The organism is Lyngbya confervoides BDU141951 (assembly GCF_000817775.3).
GTDB lineage: Bacteria > Cyanobacteriota > Cyanobacteriia > Thermosynechococcales > Thermosynechococcaceae > Lyngbya > Lyngbya confervoides.
Genome location: NZ_JTHE03000071.1, coordinates 17,130 through 32,050 on the forward strand (window position 1 = coordinate 17,130; position 14,921 = coordinate 32,050).

Genomic DNA, 14,921 nt, shown 5'->3' on the forward strand with positions numbered 1-14,921 from the left:
CTGTTGAATCAGAATTTTTCGTCGAGACAGAACCTGAAGCGGAGATAGAGTTAGCCGCTGCATCGGAATTTGCAGCAGAATCAGAGTTAGCAGAGGAATCAGAGTTAACCGCGGCATCGGAATTTGCTGTTGAATCAGAGTTTTTCGTAGAGACAGATCTTGCAGCGGAACCAGAATTAGACCTGCTGTGGGCACCAGAAGCGCCTTCGGAACCCGAACCCCTCTCGGAGTTTGAGGTTGATGGAGATCTAGAGTCTTTCGCTGAGGAAGCAGTTGCTCCAGCCGTAAACCCTGGTGCTAGCGAGGCTCCTGAGCTTGAGGCTCTGGAAACTGAAGCCGAAGATCAGGGATCGCGGGTTGCAAAACTAGAATCTGAAATTAGCACACTCAGAACGGAAAATGAGCAGTATCGGCTAGCCGCCGAAGCCCAGATTCAGCCCGAGGATTATCAGGCTTTGCAAGCTCAGGTTCAACAGCTTATTGAGCAAGTCCGGGGCTGGGAACAACGCTATGAAGATCTCTCGCAGCGATTGGAAGAGCAAACACAACTGGCCACAAACCGCATTGATGCTGAGGAAACCCTGAAGCAGCAGCTTAAAGCGTACAGTGAGCAAGTGGAAACCCTGCAGTCCGAAAAGGCCATCCTGGAACAAGCGGTCCAAGATTGGCAACGCCAGGCCGAGTCCAAGATTGACCCGATAGACTATCAAGCCGCTCTCGAACAACTGGAACGCTTGAAGGAGAAACACTCGCGCAGTCTCTGGACTCGCATCCTGGATTGGTTCAAAGGCTAGTCAAGCCCTAGAGCAATCTGGCCCAGTCTGAACGAGGCGATCGCGCCATTTCACAAACCGTTCAGCTCTCCTCCCAGACCCCATCGGGCCTATTCAGAACTTGGGCACCCAGGCACCTTTCCCCAGGCACCTTTGCCCTTGATCCCAATAGGCCCCCTCAAGCTCTGGGTCACCCCTAAGTCGCCCCTGGACTAAGCCCTCCGCGTTTCAGGGAATACTGCAGCCCGGAATAGACTTGCCTATAATCGGGAAAGTCTACGTGGCCTCAAACATTCCGGAGCGACTTCCATGTCCGATGATCAACAACCGACCTTTCTCTCCAATGACCAGCTCCTGTCCCATCTGCAATGGCGCTATGCGGTTAAAAAGTTTGACCCGAACCGCAAAATTGCCTCGGCGGACTGGCATACCCTGGAGCAGAGCCTGATTTTAACGCCCTCCTCCTTTGGTCTGCAGCCCTGGAAGTTTTTTGTGGTAGAAACACCGGAAACGCGGGAAGCCCTCGTGGCCCATTCCTGGGGACAAAAGCAGGTGGTCGAGGCCTCACATCTGGTGGTGTTGGCCATCAAAGCAAAGGTCAGCGACGCCGATGTGGATCACTACATTGCCCGCACCGCAGAAGTTCGTCAGGTTCCGGCAGCAGACCTGGCCCCCTTTGCCAAGGTGATTAAGGATTTCCTGCAGCGCATGGATACGCAGGCGCAGCAGAGATGGGCTAAGCTCCAGGTTTACATTGCCCTTGGACAACTGATGACCAGCGCAGCCCATCTGGGCATTGACACCTGTCCCATGGAGGGATTTGATCCCGATCAGTATGACAACATTCTAGGCCTCCCGGAAAAGGGATACTCGGCGGCAGTGGTTTGCCCCGTGGGGTATCGCGATCCCGCCGATCCCTATGCCCACTACCCCAAAGTGCGCTTCCCCCAGGACGAAATGATTGAAACCCTCTAGAGAAGCGATCCTCGGGTTCTTGATCCTCCGAACCTGACCGGTTAGCCCCGATCTGTGCATCCTGTCAGCAACATTAAAGAGAGGTCAGCTGCGGCGCCAGCGCCTGTGCGGTGTGAATTTCCTGGACCAAGGGCTGCTCAGCCTCGCTAAAGGATTCATAGCTGGCTAGTTGCTGGTCTAGGATATCCGCTGTGGCATCGGCAATGTCCCCCGTCCGCTGATCTAGCCGACCCCGAATCGTCTCAGGGGCAGCGGTGCAATGGAGGATCTGGAGTGAAATCCCCTGAGCCGCTGCAGCGGCGATCGCCTTTTCTCGCAGATCCTGACGATCGTACTTTGCATCTAAGATCACCCGCCAGCCCTGCTGCGCCAGGATCAGGCCCAAGCGCAGCAACTCCTCATAGGTCTTCTGGGTCATTTCTGGGGTATATATCCCGCCGCCAAAGTCCTGAGCCTGGGCGCCCCGCTCCTGCAAGGGAATGCCCGCCAGGTGCTTGCGAACCGCGTCAGAGCGAATTTGGATCGCATTTTTCGTTGCGGCTAGCTGCCGGGCCACGGTGCTTTTCCCACTGCCAGACACGCCCGACATCAGGAAAAGCTGTCCCTGGGGACGCTGAGTATAGCGCCAGGCCAGCTGGTAATAAGCCTTGGCCTTGGCCAGAAACTCTGCTTTAACCTCCGAGGCAATGGCGGGATCATTCAGGGCCAGAGAGCTCACATTTCCTCGAATATAGGCGCGCATACTCAAATACAGCGGCAGCAGCTTAGCACCGTCGTAATCCCCCGTTTGCTCCAGATAGGTATTCAAGAAGGCATTGGCCAGATCGGGGCGGCCCAGGTATTCGAGATCCATCACCAGGAAGGCCACATCGTACATCACATCAATGTTGCGAAATTCCTGGTTGAATTCAATGCAGTCAAAAACCTGGATTTGTCCCTGGAATCGGCAGATATTGTTCAAATGTAAGTCGCCGTGACACTCACGGATTTTGCCCTGGGCTAGGCGATCTGTAAACCAATCGGGATGATCTCGAAACAGGCTGCGCGTGAAGTCGCGGGTTTGATCCAACTGCTCCTGGGTCTGGGAAATGCCAATGAACTGCTCGCTGAGGCCGTAGTTGTTTTCGTCCACCTGCTGCACCGCCTCTACCGTGCCATAGGACTGAATCTCGGCATTGCTTGCGGCTTGGGCATGGAACTGGGCCACCTGCTGGGCCAGGGTTTCCATATCCTGGCGAGTCAGGGCCTCCTTGGCAAAGAGCTGGCTAAATAGCTCCTGCTGGGGAAACTGACGCATTTTTACGGCATATTCAACCGCCTCAGTATCCTTGGCATGAATCTGATACTGTCCCTGACGTTCACCAATTCCCACCACCTCCAGATAAATCTCCGGCGAAAGCCGACGATTGAGGCGCAACTCTTCCTGACAAAACTGGTGTCGCTTATCGAGGGTGGTGAAATCTAGAAAGCCAAAATTAGCAGGCTTTTTAACCTTGTAGGCATAGTCTCCGGTTAATAGCACGTAGGAAATGTGGGTTTGCAGGAGCTGAATGGGCGCTTCGACTGCATGGTCATAAAAGCTGGGCACCAGCATTTGCTGGATCAGGGGGGGCACAGAAGCATCCATAAACGTAAAAAATTCATCACATCCTTGACCCGTCTATTTTAGGGATTGAGCCGCCAAAAACCTAGGGTAGGCCCAGCCAATTTTCCTAGCCCTGAAGCTGCAGCACCGTATCATTGTCCTGGGTCAGGGGCTCACCGGGCTGCCGTTGATGGGCTTCGTAGGTCTGCAAGTAGCGTTGCAGCACCGGCGGAAACTCCGGGGTGTCAAAGGTGGGGTCTCCATCGGCAATTGTGGCCCAGAAATCCCGCAGCTGGGGGGCATAGCGCTTTGCTTCCTGTTCGGAGAAATTTAAGGGCGACTCGGTGAGCATGCGCATCATAAAGTACTCCGAGCGATCGCCCATCCATTGCCGGGAATAGGTTTGAAGATCGGGGCATTCCGCTAAAGATTCCACCCGAAACGACTCAATGTTTCCAATCATATCCCCCCGATGATTGTGATAGAAATGGGCCAGCCGATAGGGATGGGGAAAGCTCACCAGGGAGCCTGTGGTGATATCAAAGATCCCGTTCTGGCTGGTGATGTCCTGGACATGAAGATGTCCCGTGAGCACCACCTGCACCCCGTGACGACGCAGCAGCCTCAGCAGGGGATCCGAATTTTTGAGCATGTAGCGGCGACCAATGGGATGAACGCGCTGCGCTGGAAAATGCTCCAGGACGTTGTGGTGCACCATCACCAGGACAAATTCATCGCGACAGCTCGGCAATAGCGCCTCTAACCATCGCAGCTGCTGCAGGTCTAGGGCCCCCACCTGACGACCGGCCCGATTAAACTGGTTTGAGTTCAAACCAATCAGGCGCAGCCCTGGCACGGGAGACTGGCTGTAGTACAGTGCTGGGGAATTGGGCTGTTCTGAAGCATGGTGGTAGCCAAAGTCGCGGTAGATTTGCGCAAAGGTGGCTGGGGCAATGGCGGTTCCATCTGCCTCTGGCACAGGAATATCGTGGTTTCCGGGAATGACAAACACTGGATAGGGCAATTGGCCCAGGCGGTGAGCGAGCCACTGATGATTCTCCAGCTCACCGTGCTGGGTCAGGTCACCGGGCAGCAACAGAAAATCCAAAGGACAACCTGCCAGGCGATCCAGCACCGTCTCCAGGGCCGGAATACTCCATTCCACCAGGTGAAAGCGGGTGGGATGGTCGTGCAGGGTGTGGGGTAAGCCAATGTGCAGATCGCTCAAGATGGCAAACCGAAGGTCGAGTCCCATCTGATTGCATTCATGTTCGGGTGTCCTTGTGCAGTGTAGCCTATCGGGCCCATGGCCTGGGGCGCCACCGTTCCCCGCAAGGCCTTAAAAGTCCTGGCGATATTGCCGGGGGGTAACGCCCACCCATTTGCGAAAATAATTGGCAAAATGGCTCGGATTTGAAAAGCCGCACTGCAGGGCAATCTCTAAAATACTGAGCTCAGGATGGTTGCGCAACAGGGTTTGCGATCGCTCAATGCGGGCGCGCATCACGTACTGATAGGGCGCTAAATTGGTGGTGTCTTTAAATCTACGGCTAAAGTAAAACACGCTCATATCCAGCACCCCAGCCATATCATCCAGGGAAATTTTTTCACCCAGCCGCGCCTGCACATAGTCCTCTAGCTGGCGAATCTGATAGGTGGTCAAGCTGCCGCGATCGCCGCCGTGCTTGATTTGGAAATGCTGTTCGCTGTAGTGCTCTGCCAGGTAACTCCCCAGGGCCAGGGCCAGGGTCTCCACATAAAAACTATTTTCGCGGGGATCTTGGGAGAGTTCTTCGCGAAACAGCTTCCCCATTTCCCAGATAAAGGGATCATCAAACCCGATCTGGGGGACCAGCCTGGGCAGTGAGGGCAGGTCGCCCTCCGAGGTCATGTGCACCATAAAGTCCTCGTGGAGGCAGATCAGCAGAAAGGACTTGTCCTGGTGCCAGCGGACTTTGCGCTCAAGGTTAGGCGGATAAAGGCTGATTTGCGTCAGGGAAACCGACTGTTTCCGGTAATCTCCCTCCATCCACCATTCCTCTTCCACCGTTTCGCCTAGCTGAATACAAAGGACCGTTGAGGGGGTGGTGTGCAGGGGCGTTTCATGGGGGGGTTGGCAATGCAGTTCCGCATGCAGGGTTTTCCAAAAAATTGGATTACTGGCTTGCAGCGGCGCCACCGGCAATACCTGCTCACTGGTATTGGCTTGTTTTGCATCCAAAACAAGGGCTTTCTTCTGCACGACCCCTGATTCCCCTACCCTAAATACCCCACCAATCTAAGTCAACCGTCCTAAAAGTGCGAGTAGAGTTTTGTCGCAAAATATCGGGTCTTTCCCAGAATTAATGCACCTGGGTGGCGTTCTTATAGGTTTTCACCACCCCAAAAATTCCGTAACATCCCTGGTGAACTTCAAAGGTTTCAAACCCCGCAGCCCTGGCCCACTCCTGGGTGAGTTCTAGCGATCGCAGGCGCATGACCCAGGGTTTCCCCGTGTGGGAGTTCAGGGTCCGGGCAATCAGCTCTAGCTGCGGATGATGGGGTTGAATGGTGTAAATGAGCGTTCCCTGGGGCGCCATGATCTCATAGAGCTGGCGAAAATGATGGCAGATCAAGTCATTATCGGGCAGGATTTCATGCAGGCCGGAGACAACGATGATGTTGGGCGCAGGCTGCACCTGGGCTAGGGCAACATCACTGAAGGCATCGGCCTGCTCCAGGGTAACGCTTACCCCAAGCTGCTGGGCAAGCTGGGTGGCCTTTTCAATGTTTTCGCGTCGATAGTCCCGCAGGGTGGCGCTAAAGGAATCTGCGGGGCATTGGGCTAAAACTTCCAGGTCATAGCGCCCGCCCCCGCAGGCCACATCTAACAGGTATGAGTGAATTTGCTGTGCTCGGTTTTGATCCAGGGTTTCCCGCAAAACCTGCTGAAGAATCTGGCCGCGCTCGCGAATGCCCTTCCAGCCCACGGAATTGAGGTAGAGGCGATCCAGTCCTCGCCCCACAAAGGTGGTGCCCTGGGCACGGTTGCCGTAGACATATTCCAGCATTACCCCAGAATCAAATCCGTAATTCAGGCCCAGCCGAATGCCCTTAGACAACCGGCCCACGCTCCGCAGCAGCAGGCGAAAGATGCCATAGTAGAGGGCTTTGGGGTGCCAAACCGGAAGCGGACGGAAGAGGGTGGCCTCGGAATTTGTAGGGACAGTCATCAGGGGCAATCGCAAAAGGGATTTCAATTCCAGTCAGGACGATAGCAGTCTTTCGAGATTTTCGTAAAGGCGTTCTCTAATTGATCCATAAAGCTTGACTTTTGGCCGGTCCAGTAGAGGGGCGATCCCACCACCACATCGCAAAAGAAGGGCACCAGGAGCGCTTCTCCCTTGGGCAGGGCTTTCCCCAGGCCATGTAAAAAAATGGGAATCACCGGAACCTGGGGATGCTTTTGGCTCAGGTGGGCAATTCCAGTCTGGAAGGGGCGCTTCTGCTCCGGCAGGCCGCGCGATCCCTCCGGATAGAGAATGAGGATATCTCCCTGGGCTAGGGCCGACCCACAGGCTTTAAAGAGCTGGCGAGAACTCCCGCGGCGCTCAATGGCAATGACATTAAAAATCGTCTGAAAAAACCAGGTCCACAGGGAATTTCGAAAGAAGTAGTCCGCCGCTGCCACTGGCCTGAGGTGAGGCAGGGTCCAGATCGGAAACAGCGTCATCAGCACCCAGGTATCGAGATGGCTATTGTGGTTGGCAATTAAGATCGCCGGGCCTTGGGCCGGCAACCCGTCGCGGTTTTGCACCCGCAGCCCCAGGGCCAATAAAACCACCGGACGCACCACCAGGAGAAAAAATAGACCTTGGAGACTCCGATTCATGGCCTCAGCTAGATACCCTTGCCTTGAAGTTACCACCCCTGAAAATCCGACAGCGATCGCAGCAGCTGGTCAATGATGCTCTGGCTCCCTGGGGCGAGGGCCTCTGCGGGAAAGTAGAAAAACACTGTCAGGTGAAAAAACAGCGGTGCAGTGTAGGTGAGGCTATCAATGCGGTCCAAAATGCCGCCATGACCAGGCAGCAAGGTGCCGCTGTCCTTGACGCCCAGATCGCGCTTGAGGGCCGAGAGGGTGACATCACCAATAAACCCGGCCATCGCCAGCAGCAGCCCCAACACCAGCGCCACCGGCCAGGGAAAGGGCGTCAGCCCAGGCGCCAAAGCGATCGCCAGCAGCACGGTGGTCAGCAGTCCTCCCATCCAGCCTTCCCAGGTTTTATTGGGGCTCAGGGTGGGCACAATCCTGTGGCGCCCCAGACTTTTGCCCCAGCAATATTGGGCAATATCGTTGCCTTCCGTGAGAATCAGCAAATAGAGCAGCAGCCCCGCGCCCCCCGCCCCTGGATTTCCGGCAGGGTTGAGCATGAGGAGATAGGCAATGTGGCCCAGGCTAAACACCGTCAGCATCATGCCCCAGTGCAGCGTCCCAATGGCCCGGAGAAAGCCCTCGGTTTCTCCGGAGATCAGCATCCGCATGGGCAAAAACAGGAACATGTAGACGGGCACAAAGATTAAAAACATCACATACCAGTCGGTCCAAACCCAGAGATACTGAATTGGAATGGCCAGGTAGGCGCAGAACAACACCCGTCGATCTACGCGACGGGTGGGAATCAGGGAAAGGTATTCCTTCAGCGAGAGAAAACTCACCAGGGCAAAAAAGCACACCACCGCACCCCGGTTCAGGAGCAGGGCAATCCCCAGACAGGTTAAAATCACCCACCAGGACTGCATTCGCGCCTGCAAAGAGTCCAGATCCGCCTGGGGATGGGTCCATTGCCAGCCCTTGATGGCCAGCGTGGCGATCGCCAACAGCGCCAAGAGAACCACCAGGGTCCACAGAACGTTAGGGGGAGGAAGGAGTAACATCAGCACCCTCCACCGGGGGATAAATCGCGCTTAAGCCACGATTCCAGATTGTCCAGAGGAGCAATCCCATCAGCACCATCCAAACCACGTTTAACCACAGTCCAGGAGCAACCCCCACTGCCAGCAGCACAGCAATGAGGCTAAAGACCACCGCGCGATCGCTTTTGCCCATCGGTCCCTGATACCCGCGCACCGATCCTGTCATAACTCCCAGCACTCCAGTCATTTCCGTGAGCATGGCCAGTATTGTGATCGGCACAACCCAAGCCGCTTGAATGCCGGGCAAAAGCGCAAAGGGCAAATACAGAGCGCCATCGGAAATCACATCGCCTAGCTCGTTTAACACCAGCCCCAGGCGGGAGGTTAGCCCATAGCGCTTGGCTAACAGGCCATCCACGGCATTGAGTCCCATGCGCACCAGCATGACCAACGGAAAGCCCGCCAGGATCAGTCGGGGTTGGGGAACCCAGGCTAACAAACTACCCGATCCCACGGAGAGAACCATGGCCGCCAGGGTCACCTGATTGGGACTCACGCCCCAGGCGTGGATCTGGGCCACGAGCGGCATCAACCCTCGTTGAAAGGCGGGCTTAAGCTGGTAAACACTCGGCATGGCCTCTATTCTGCCCCTTCCTAATCCGTCCCGCTCAGGATGAACTGAATATAGGGACTGAACAATTCCGGCTCTAACAAAAACGAGTCATGACCCAGCTCAGAATGCACCGTCAGGTAGGTCACATCAATGCCATGGGCCTTGAGTTCTTCCACAATGGCCTGCTGCTCCTCCGGGTAAAAGCACACGTCAGAGTCAATGCTAAAGAGCAAATAGCGCTGGTGGGCGCAATCTTGAAATCGCGTCGGCAGGTCCTGGAGCCGAAAGTTTTGCCACAAATCCATGATCCGCAGGTAGCTATTGGCATCGAAGCGCTCCGCAAACTTATCCCCCTGATACTGCATATAGGACTCCACGGGGTGGCTGAGAGCATAGAAGTTCCCGATGAGATTGTGGCTGGTAATTTCCTGCCGGGCGCGTCGCTCAAGATCGGCCAGGGAGACAAAGGTCTTGTGGGCAATCATCCGGGCCAGGGCTAGCCCTTGCTTCGGAGGTTGATCTAGATCATAGTCGCCCTCTTTAAAGTCGCGATCATTGCGAATAGCAATGATCTGCTCAAAGTTCATAATTTTTTGGAGGATCGTTGTCTGCATCCCGGTGGCGATGGGAATGACGGTTCTCACCCGATTCGGGCAAAAGGTCGCCAGGAGCATGGCCAGCATGCCCCCCAGGGACCCACCAATCACTGCATGGAGTTGATGGATGCGCAGATGGTTTAGCAAGTAGAGCTGACTATTGACCACATCCCAGGCCGTAATTCGGGGAAAGGCATTGCCGTAGCGCTTCCCCGTGGCGGGATTCATGGAAATTGGCCCCGTTGACCCATAGCAGCTCCCCAGGTAGTTGGCGCAGACCACAAAGAACTGATTGGTGTCCAGGGCCTTTCCCGGCCCAATGAACTGATCCCACCAGCCCACATGGCATTCATCGGTCCACAGGTCCTCGACGCCGTTGACCTCTGGATTAAATCCCGCCGCATGATGACTTCCGGTCAGGGCGTGGAACAGCAAAATGGCATTACTGGCATCGGCATTGAGTTCACCGTAGGTTTCATAGGCGATGCGCAGCTGTTCTAGCTGCTCACCAGACTCCAGGGTAAAGGGAGAGTCCAGCTCAAAAAATTGGGTTTGAACTGGGCCAATACTGACGCGCGCGGAGGATTCTACCTGAATGATCACAACATGGGATAACAACGATGGGATAAAAACTTCAGCACCGGGGCTATTCAAATTTTAGACAAAGAACTTAAAATCATCCTCCCCTAGGATTGCCCAAGACGCGGCTGCCCCCTGGCCAGGAGCTAGCAGATCCCCTTGAGCCAACCCGCAGCCGCACCGTCTCTACTGGGCCGTGCTTTCCAAAGATCCCTTGAGATCGCTGAGAATATCCTCAATGTCTTCAATCCCAATGGAGAGCCGCACCAGCTCAGGGGTAATTCCAGCCCCCCGCTGCTCCGCTTCCTTGAGCTGGGAGTGGGTGGTGGTGGCGGGATGAATGGCCAGACTCTTGGCATCTCCCACGTTGGCCAGGTGAGAGAATAAATCCAGATTTTCAATAAACCGCTGACCGGCGGCCTGACCGCCCTTAATGCCAAAGACCACCATGGCGCCAAAGCCTTTTTTCAGGTATTTTTTCGCAACCTTGTGGCTGGGATCGCTCTTGAGCCCTGGATACCTTACCCATTCCACCGCAGGGTGATCCTGGAGGAACTGAGCCACCTTCAGGGCATTTTCGGAATGGCGCTGCATTCGCAGGTGCAGGGTTTCAATGCCCTGGAGAAAGAGCCAGGCATTATCTGGGGAGATACAGGCCCCCAAGTTCCGCAGCGGCACCACCCGCATTCGCAGAATATAGGCAAGGGGAGACAGGTCACCAAGGTCATGGGCGTAGCGCAGGCCGTGATAGCTAGAATCAGGCTCGCTCATCAGGGGGAACTTGCCGGAGGTCCAGTCGAACTTGCCAGAATCGACCACAATGCCGCCAATGCCGGTGCCGTGACCGCCCATCCACTTGGTCAGGGAATGCACCACAATATCCGCTCCATGCTCAATGGGGCGCAGCAGATAGGGGGTCGTAAAGGTGCTGTCCACAATGAACGGCAGGCCATGCTGATGGGCCAGGGTGGAAATCGTCTTCAAGTCGGCAACCTCCAGACCAGGGTTCCCGATGGTTTCGCAAAACACCGCCTTGGTGTTGTCGTTGATCGCGGCCTCAATGGCTTTGGGATCAGAAATATCGACAAAGCGGGTCTTGATGCCGAACTGCGGCAGGATGTCGTTAAACATCGTGTAGGTGCCGCCGTAGAGGTTTTGAGCCGAGACAATTTCATCCCCAGACTGGCAAATATTGATAATGCTGTAGAAGATGCCGCTGGTGCCTGAGGCCACAGCCAGGGCTGCAGCTCCGCCTTCCATGGCCGCCACGCGCTGCTCCAGGGTGTCCTGGGTGGGGTTCCCCAGGCGCGTATAGATATTCCCTAACTCCTTCAGGCCAAACAGATTGGCAGCATGTTCGGTGTCCTTGAAGGTATAGGAGCTGGTGCGGTAAATGGGCACCGCTCGGGACAAGGTCGTCGGGTCAGGCTGCTGTCCGGCATGTAAACACTGGGTATTTAGCTTGTAGCTCGCGCTCATCGTAAGAAATGGGTGTGAAGTTGGACGGTGTGCTGAGTTTATTATTTCAGGATTTCGGGGACGCCCAATGTTACAAACTCTTGAGCGACGGCCTGGAGTGCCAGGGTGGCTGGGGCTACATCATGCTGCTGATGGCGTTCTGGGTTACCTGGGCGATCGCCTGATCGGTGGCCTTGGGCAGATGATGGTAGTTCCCCCCGGCCTGGGCAGCCAATTCCTTGGCAAATCCAGTGGAAATGAACTTATTTTCCGTGTCGATCACCAGAAATTTCAAGTTTAAGGCCCGGATTTTCCCGGCAATCTCCAGCAATTCCCCCTTGATATCCGGCTTTTCTCCCGCTTCGGGGGGCTCTCCCAAGGAGGTACACAGGGGCACATTCCCCCGTCCGTCGGTGATCGCCACAATCACCACCTGACCGATGTCTCCCGCTGCGAGGGCATTCATCCCCACTCGCACCCCCTGGGTTAACCCATGGGCCAGGGGAGATCCGCCGCCGCAGGGCAAGGTTTCCAGGCGACGGCGGGCCGCTTCAATGGATCGCGTGGGAGGAAGCAGCACCTCGGCGCGATCGCCCCGGAAGGGGATCAGGGCAATCTGGTCGCGGTTCTGGTAAGCCTCGGTGAGCAGCCGCAGCACCGCCCCTTTGGCAGACTGCATCCGGTTCAGGGCCATGGACCCCGAAGCATCCACCACAAAAATCACCAGGGCTCCGGCTTTACGAGCCAGGCGCTTAACCCGCAGGTCGGACTGCTCCACAATCACCTTGCGATGGGGATAGCGCTGCCGCCGGGCCTTTTGGTAGGGAGCCGCCGATCGCAAGGTGGCATCCACCGCAATGCGGTTTACTCCGCCACGGGGCAGCATGGGCTTGATGTAGCGCCCCCGATCCTGGGAAAAAATTAAGGCGCGGCTCCCGGATTTCCCCTGTCGGGTAGCCGTCTGGGTGAAGTACAGCACCGAATCATCCAGAACCACCCCTTCCGGGTCAAACACAAATTCCTCCGGCAGTTCCGGCGCGTCGTCGGTTTCCGGTGGTTCCTCCGCATCGTCTTGATCTTCGTTCTGGGGCTGATCCTCTGGACTTTCTTCGGAGGAGGGTGGGGGCGGCGGCGGCGGGGGTGGGGGCGGCTGATCCGGCGGCGTTTCAATCACCGTGGCCCGAGGCACAATCACCAGTTCTACGGCCCGGCGCAGATCCTCTGCGGTGACCTCGGTGCGACCATTGAGGGCCGCATGGGCCTTGGCCACTCGCACGGCAAAGAGTTCGGCCCGGTGCCCTTGCACGCCGCCCCGAACCGCCTCTTTCACCAGATACTCAATTTGCTTATGGGTAATGGTCACATCCTTGAGCCATTCCCGCGCTAGGATGAGCTGGGTCCGCAGGCTATCGGTTTCTTCTTCGTACTGATCTAGAAAGCTTTGCGGCGAGTCGGCATAGGCGATGGCCTGATCCACCGCGCTCACTCGCTGGTCAATTCCCAACACCTGATCCGCCGACAGGGAAATGGCAATCCGGTCCAGCAGATGCTCCCGCAGGTCGCCTTCCTCGGGGTTATAGGTGGCAATAAACAGAGGACGGCATTCATGCTCAAAGCTCAGTCCCTCGCGCTCAATCCGGTTGCGGCCTTCGGTCAAGACCGTCAGCAGCAGGTTGGCAATCTGGTCATCTAACAGATTAATTTCATCTACGTAGAGAACACCCCGATTTGCCTCGGCCAGCAGTCCCGGCTGAAACACCGTGTCTCCCAACTTCACCGACTGGCTCACGTCCACCGATCCCAGGAGCCGATCCTCCGTAACCCCAAGGGGAATTTGGATAAAGGGAGCCGGAATCACCGCGCTGTCCAGCTGAGGCTGGCCGTTGTCTAGGGGGATTTTGCCCTCGGCCAGATCCTGCCTCAGGCCATCGTCCCAGCTGGCCGGATCGCTGGGATCGCAGTTGCTGATGGACCCTTTCACTACGTCAATGGGCGGCAGCAGGGCGTGAACCGCTCGCGCCATGACAGATTTAGCGGTGCCGCGCCGACCGGCGATCGCCACCCCGCCTAAGCCTGGGTCGATGGCGGTGAGCAGCAGGGCCAGCTTAATGGCCTGTTGACCCACCACAGCGGTGAGGGGAAAGCTTGTGATTGGTTTAGAACTCAGGGCGGGCATGGTCGAGGATGAGCGCGTCGATGATTTCCAGCATATCGCAGCACCTGCTGCTTCTATGGCTCCTGAGCAAAATCATGGGCGGCGAGTGGGGTGTGGCCACAAGTGCGAGGCCACACCCCACAGTTGTTTCTAAACCATAGAGGGTTGGCCGCAACCCATCTTTGCGGTGCTTGGAGGAGAATGATCCACTCTTGATCGCCGGTTTCGTGGCGATCGCGATCATCACCGATACACCTACGGTATTCATTGCCGGAGCCTTTCCTCTTAACCATTCCATCCGAGTGTGGTTCATCGGCGTACTAACACAATTAAAGAAGCTTCAGAGACGGTTTGAAAAGTCTCTCCAGCCTCTGCATTCGCCCCCCTGCTCCCCAAGTTATAGTTCCGAGGGGTATTCAAGAAAGGGGGGTTCTGAAGGTCAAAGTCCGCCAACATTGGGGGATTTAGGGGGCGAAGGTGTAGATTGTCCAATAACGGCCCAGCCATCAGGAGCGCGAGGGGTAACGTTAAAAAGCGCTATCGGCAGCGTGTTTCGAGCGTCCCGTGCATAGCGTAGTTAGACAGGCAACAGGGCGGAAGATTGACGGAATTGCACACGATCACGAGTCACAACAGCAATAAAAAGTATAATGATGGTATATCTAATATACCGGAGTGTGTGAGGTGTTTGAGTATGACCCAGAAAAAAGCCAACGCAACCAGTCTAAACACGGAATAAACTTTGAGCGAGCACAATTACTATGGAACGATCCTCTCAGAGTGGAGATCCAGGCTAAATCAACGACAGAGCCGCGTTTTATGGTGATTGGTAAAATTGACGGAAAATATTGGTCTGCTATTGCTACCTACCGCAACGAAAACATCCGACTTATTTCAGTGCGGCGTTCCCGTGATGATGAGGTTGAAGTTTATGAATGCTGAAGAACTAGATGCGAAATTTGATGAAGGTGTCGAAATTCTTGAATATTTTGATTTGAATTCTGCAAAGCGTCCAGGATTAGAAACTAAACGCGTTAACGTTGATTTTCCAGTGTGGATGGTTGAGGCTTTAGATAGAGAAGCTCAACGATTGGGAGTGCATAGACAGGCAATTATCAAGACATGGATTGCACGGATATTAGATGAACAAGTAGTCTAACAAGAGACTTCATAAGTAGGTGAGCGTTGAAATCCTCAGTCAGGGCCATGAACTAAAGGGCACCTCGAAAAATAGCCTTATTGACAAATTAGAGTTAATAGGACACCTAACTTTCCGTTGGTCATTCTCAAT

General features: G+C 55.5%; 15 protein-coding genes. 4 read left to right on the forward strand and 11 right to left on the reverse strand.

Going from position 1 to position 14,921, the window contains the following annotated elements; translation table 11 throughout:
- On the forward strand, nt 1-794 hold a 794-nt coding region (locus QQ91_RS12735; protein WP_201277455.1), incomplete at its 5' end, for a hypothetical protein.
- Between the two features lie 288 nt (nt 795-1,082).
- Nucleotides 1,083-1,748, forward strand: a complete 666-nt coding sequence (locus tag QQ91_RS12740; protein ID WP_166282617.1) for an NAD(P)H-dependent oxidoreductase — start codon at nt 1,083-1,085, stop codon at nt 1,746-1,748.
- Nucleotides 1,749-1,821: 73 nt separating this feature from the next.
- On the opposite strand, the gene QQ91_RS12745 is transcribed toward QQ91_RS12740, so the two are convergent.
- From QQ91_RS12745 to QQ91_RS12795, 11 genes are all read right to left on the reverse strand, one after another.
- Complete coding sequence (locus QQ91_RS12745) at nt 1,822-3,375, reverse strand: bifunctional aminoglycoside phosphotransferase/ATP-binding protein (RefSeq protein WP_166282619.1); 1,554 nt, start codon at nt 3,373-3,375, stop codon at nt 1,822-1,824.
- Nucleotides 3,376-3,460: 85 nt separating this feature from the next.
- The gene (locus tag QQ91_RS12750; RefSeq protein ID WP_166282621.1) at nt 3,461-4,588 is read right to left on the reverse strand and encodes a metallophosphoesterase family protein; all 1,128 of its coding nucleotides are present in this window, start codon (nt 4,586-4,588) and stop codon (nt 3,461-3,463) included.
- An 84-nt stretch (nt 4,589-4,672) separates the two neighbouring features.
- On the reverse strand, nt 4,673-5,575 hold the full coding sequence (locus QQ91_RS12755; RefSeq protein ID WP_166282623.1) for a helix-turn-helix transcriptional regulator: 903 nt from the start codon (nt 5,573-5,575) through the stop codon (nt 4,673-4,675).
- 100 nt (nt 5,576-5,675) lie between these two features.
- Nucleotides 5,676-6,545, reverse strand: a complete 870-nt coding sequence (locus QQ91_RS12760) for a class I SAM-dependent methyltransferase family protein (RefSeq protein ID WP_166282625.1) — start codon at nt 6,543-6,545, stop codon at nt 5,676-5,678.
- 23 nt (nt 6,546-6,568) lie between these two features.
- Complete coding sequence (locus QQ91_RS12765) at nt 6,569-7,204, reverse strand: lysophospholipid acyltransferase family protein (RefSeq protein ID WP_166282627.1); 636 nt, start codon at nt 7,202-7,204, stop codon at nt 6,569-6,571.
- A 29-nt stretch (nt 7,205-7,233) separates the two neighbouring features.
- Nucleotides 7,234-8,250: a phosphatidate cytidylyltransferase gene (locus QQ91_RS12770; protein ID WP_166282629.1), complete on the reverse strand. Its 1,017-nt coding sequence runs from the start codon at nt 8,248-8,250 to the stop codon at nt 7,234-7,236.
- Nucleotides 8,228-8,863 (reverse strand): CDP-alcohol phosphatidyltransferase family protein, encoded by a 636-nt coding sequence (locus tag QQ91_RS12775; protein ID WP_166282631.1) that lies wholly within the window; start codon nt 8,861-8,863, stop codon nt 8,228-8,230. The genes QQ91_RS12770 and QQ91_RS12775 overlap by 23 nt, the downstream gene beginning before the upstream one ends.
- Nucleotides 8,864-8,883: 20 nt before the next feature.
- On the reverse strand, nt 8,884-10,056 hold the full coding sequence (metX, locus tag QQ91_RS12780) for a homoserine O-acetyltransferase MetX (RefSeq protein ID WP_201277456.1): 1,173 nt from the start codon (nt 10,054-10,056) through the stop codon (nt 8,884-8,886).
- Nucleotides 10,057-10,203: 147 nt separating this feature from the next.
- Nucleotides 10,204-11,496, reverse strand: coding sequence for an O-acetylhomoserine aminocarboxypropyltransferase/cysteine synthase family protein (locus QQ91_RS12785; protein ID WP_166282633.1), 1,293 nt, complete (start codon nt 11,494-11,496; stop codon nt 10,204-10,206).
- A gap of 115 nt (nt 11,497-11,611) precedes the next feature.
- Nucleotides 11,612-13,651 carry a magnesium chelatase ATPase subunit D gene (gene bchD, locus QQ91_RS12790; RefSeq protein WP_166282635.1) on the reverse strand — a complete coding sequence of 680 codons (2,040 nt, stop codon included), beginning with the start codon at nt 13,649-13,651 and terminating at the stop codon, nt 11,612-11,614.
- Nucleotides 13,632-13,898: a hypothetical protein gene (locus QQ91_RS12795; RefSeq protein WP_166282637.1), complete on the reverse strand. Its 267-nt coding sequence runs from the start codon at nt 13,896-13,898 to the stop codon at nt 13,632-13,634. The genes bchD and QQ91_RS12795 overlap by 20 nt, the downstream gene beginning before the upstream one ends.
- Before the next feature lie 416 nt (nt 13,899-14,314).
- Here QQ91_RS12795 and QQ91_RS12800 point away from each other — a divergent pair, with 416 nt between their 5' ends.
- Both QQ91_RS12800 and brnA read left to right on the forward strand, forming a co-directional pair.
- The gene (locus QQ91_RS12800; RefSeq protein WP_250833350.1) at nt 14,315-14,572 is read left to right on the forward strand and encodes a BrnT family toxin; all 258 of its coding nucleotides are present in this window, start codon (nt 14,315-14,317) and stop codon (nt 14,570-14,572) included.
- Nucleotides 14,562-14,789 carry a type II toxin-antitoxin system BrnA family antitoxin gene (brnA, locus tag QQ91_RS12805; RefSeq protein ID WP_166282641.1) on the forward strand — a complete coding sequence of 76 codons (228 nt, stop codon included), beginning with the start codon at nt 14,562-14,564 and terminating at the stop codon, nt 14,787-14,789. The genes QQ91_RS12800 and brnA overlap by 11 nt, the downstream gene beginning before the upstream one ends.
- Nucleotides 14,790-14,921 lie beyond the last annotated feature (132 nt).

Coding starts and splice junctions, on each gene's coding strand:
- QQ91_RS12740 (WP_166282617.1), top strand. CDS start 1,083: ATGTCCGATGATCAACAACCGACCTTTCTCTCCAATGACCAGCTCCTG.
- QQ91_RS12745 (WP_166282619.1), bottom strand. CDS start 3,375: ATGGATGCTTCTGTGCCCCCCCTGATCCAGCAAATGCTGGTGCCCAGC.
- QQ91_RS12750 (WP_166282621.1), bottom strand. CDS start 4,588: ATGGGACTCGACCTTCGGTTTGCCATCTTGAGCGATCTGCACATTGGC.
- QQ91_RS12760 (WP_166282625.1), bottom strand. CDS start 6,545: ATGACTGTCCCTACAAATTCCGAGGCCACCCTCTTCCGTCCGCTTCCG.
- QQ91_RS12765 (WP_166282627.1), bottom strand. CDS start 7,204: ATGAATCGGAGTCTCCAAGGTCTATTTTTTCTCCTGGTGGTGCGTCCG.
- QQ91_RS12770 (WP_166282629.1), bottom strand. CDS start 8,250: ATGTTACTCCTTCCTCCCCCTAACGTTCTGTGGACCCTGGTGGTTCTC.
- QQ91_RS12775 (WP_166282631.1), bottom strand. CDS start 8,863: ATGCCGAGTGTTTACCAGCTTAAGCCCGCCTTTCAACGAGGGTTGATG.
- QQ91_RS12785 (WP_166282633.1), bottom strand. CDS start 11,496: ATGAGCGCGAGCTACAAGCTAAATACCCAGTGTTTACATGCCGGACAG.
- bchD (WP_166282635.1), bottom strand. CDS start 13,651: ATGCCCGCCCTGAGTTCTAAACCAATCACAAGCTTTCCCCTCACCGCT.
- QQ91_RS12795 (WP_166282637.1), bottom strand. CDS start 13,898: ATGAATACCGTAGGTGTATCGGTGATGATCGCGATCGCCACGAAACCG.
- brnA (WP_166282641.1), top strand. CDS start 14,562: ATGAATGCTGAAGAACTAGATGCGAAATTTGATGAAGGTGTCGAAATT.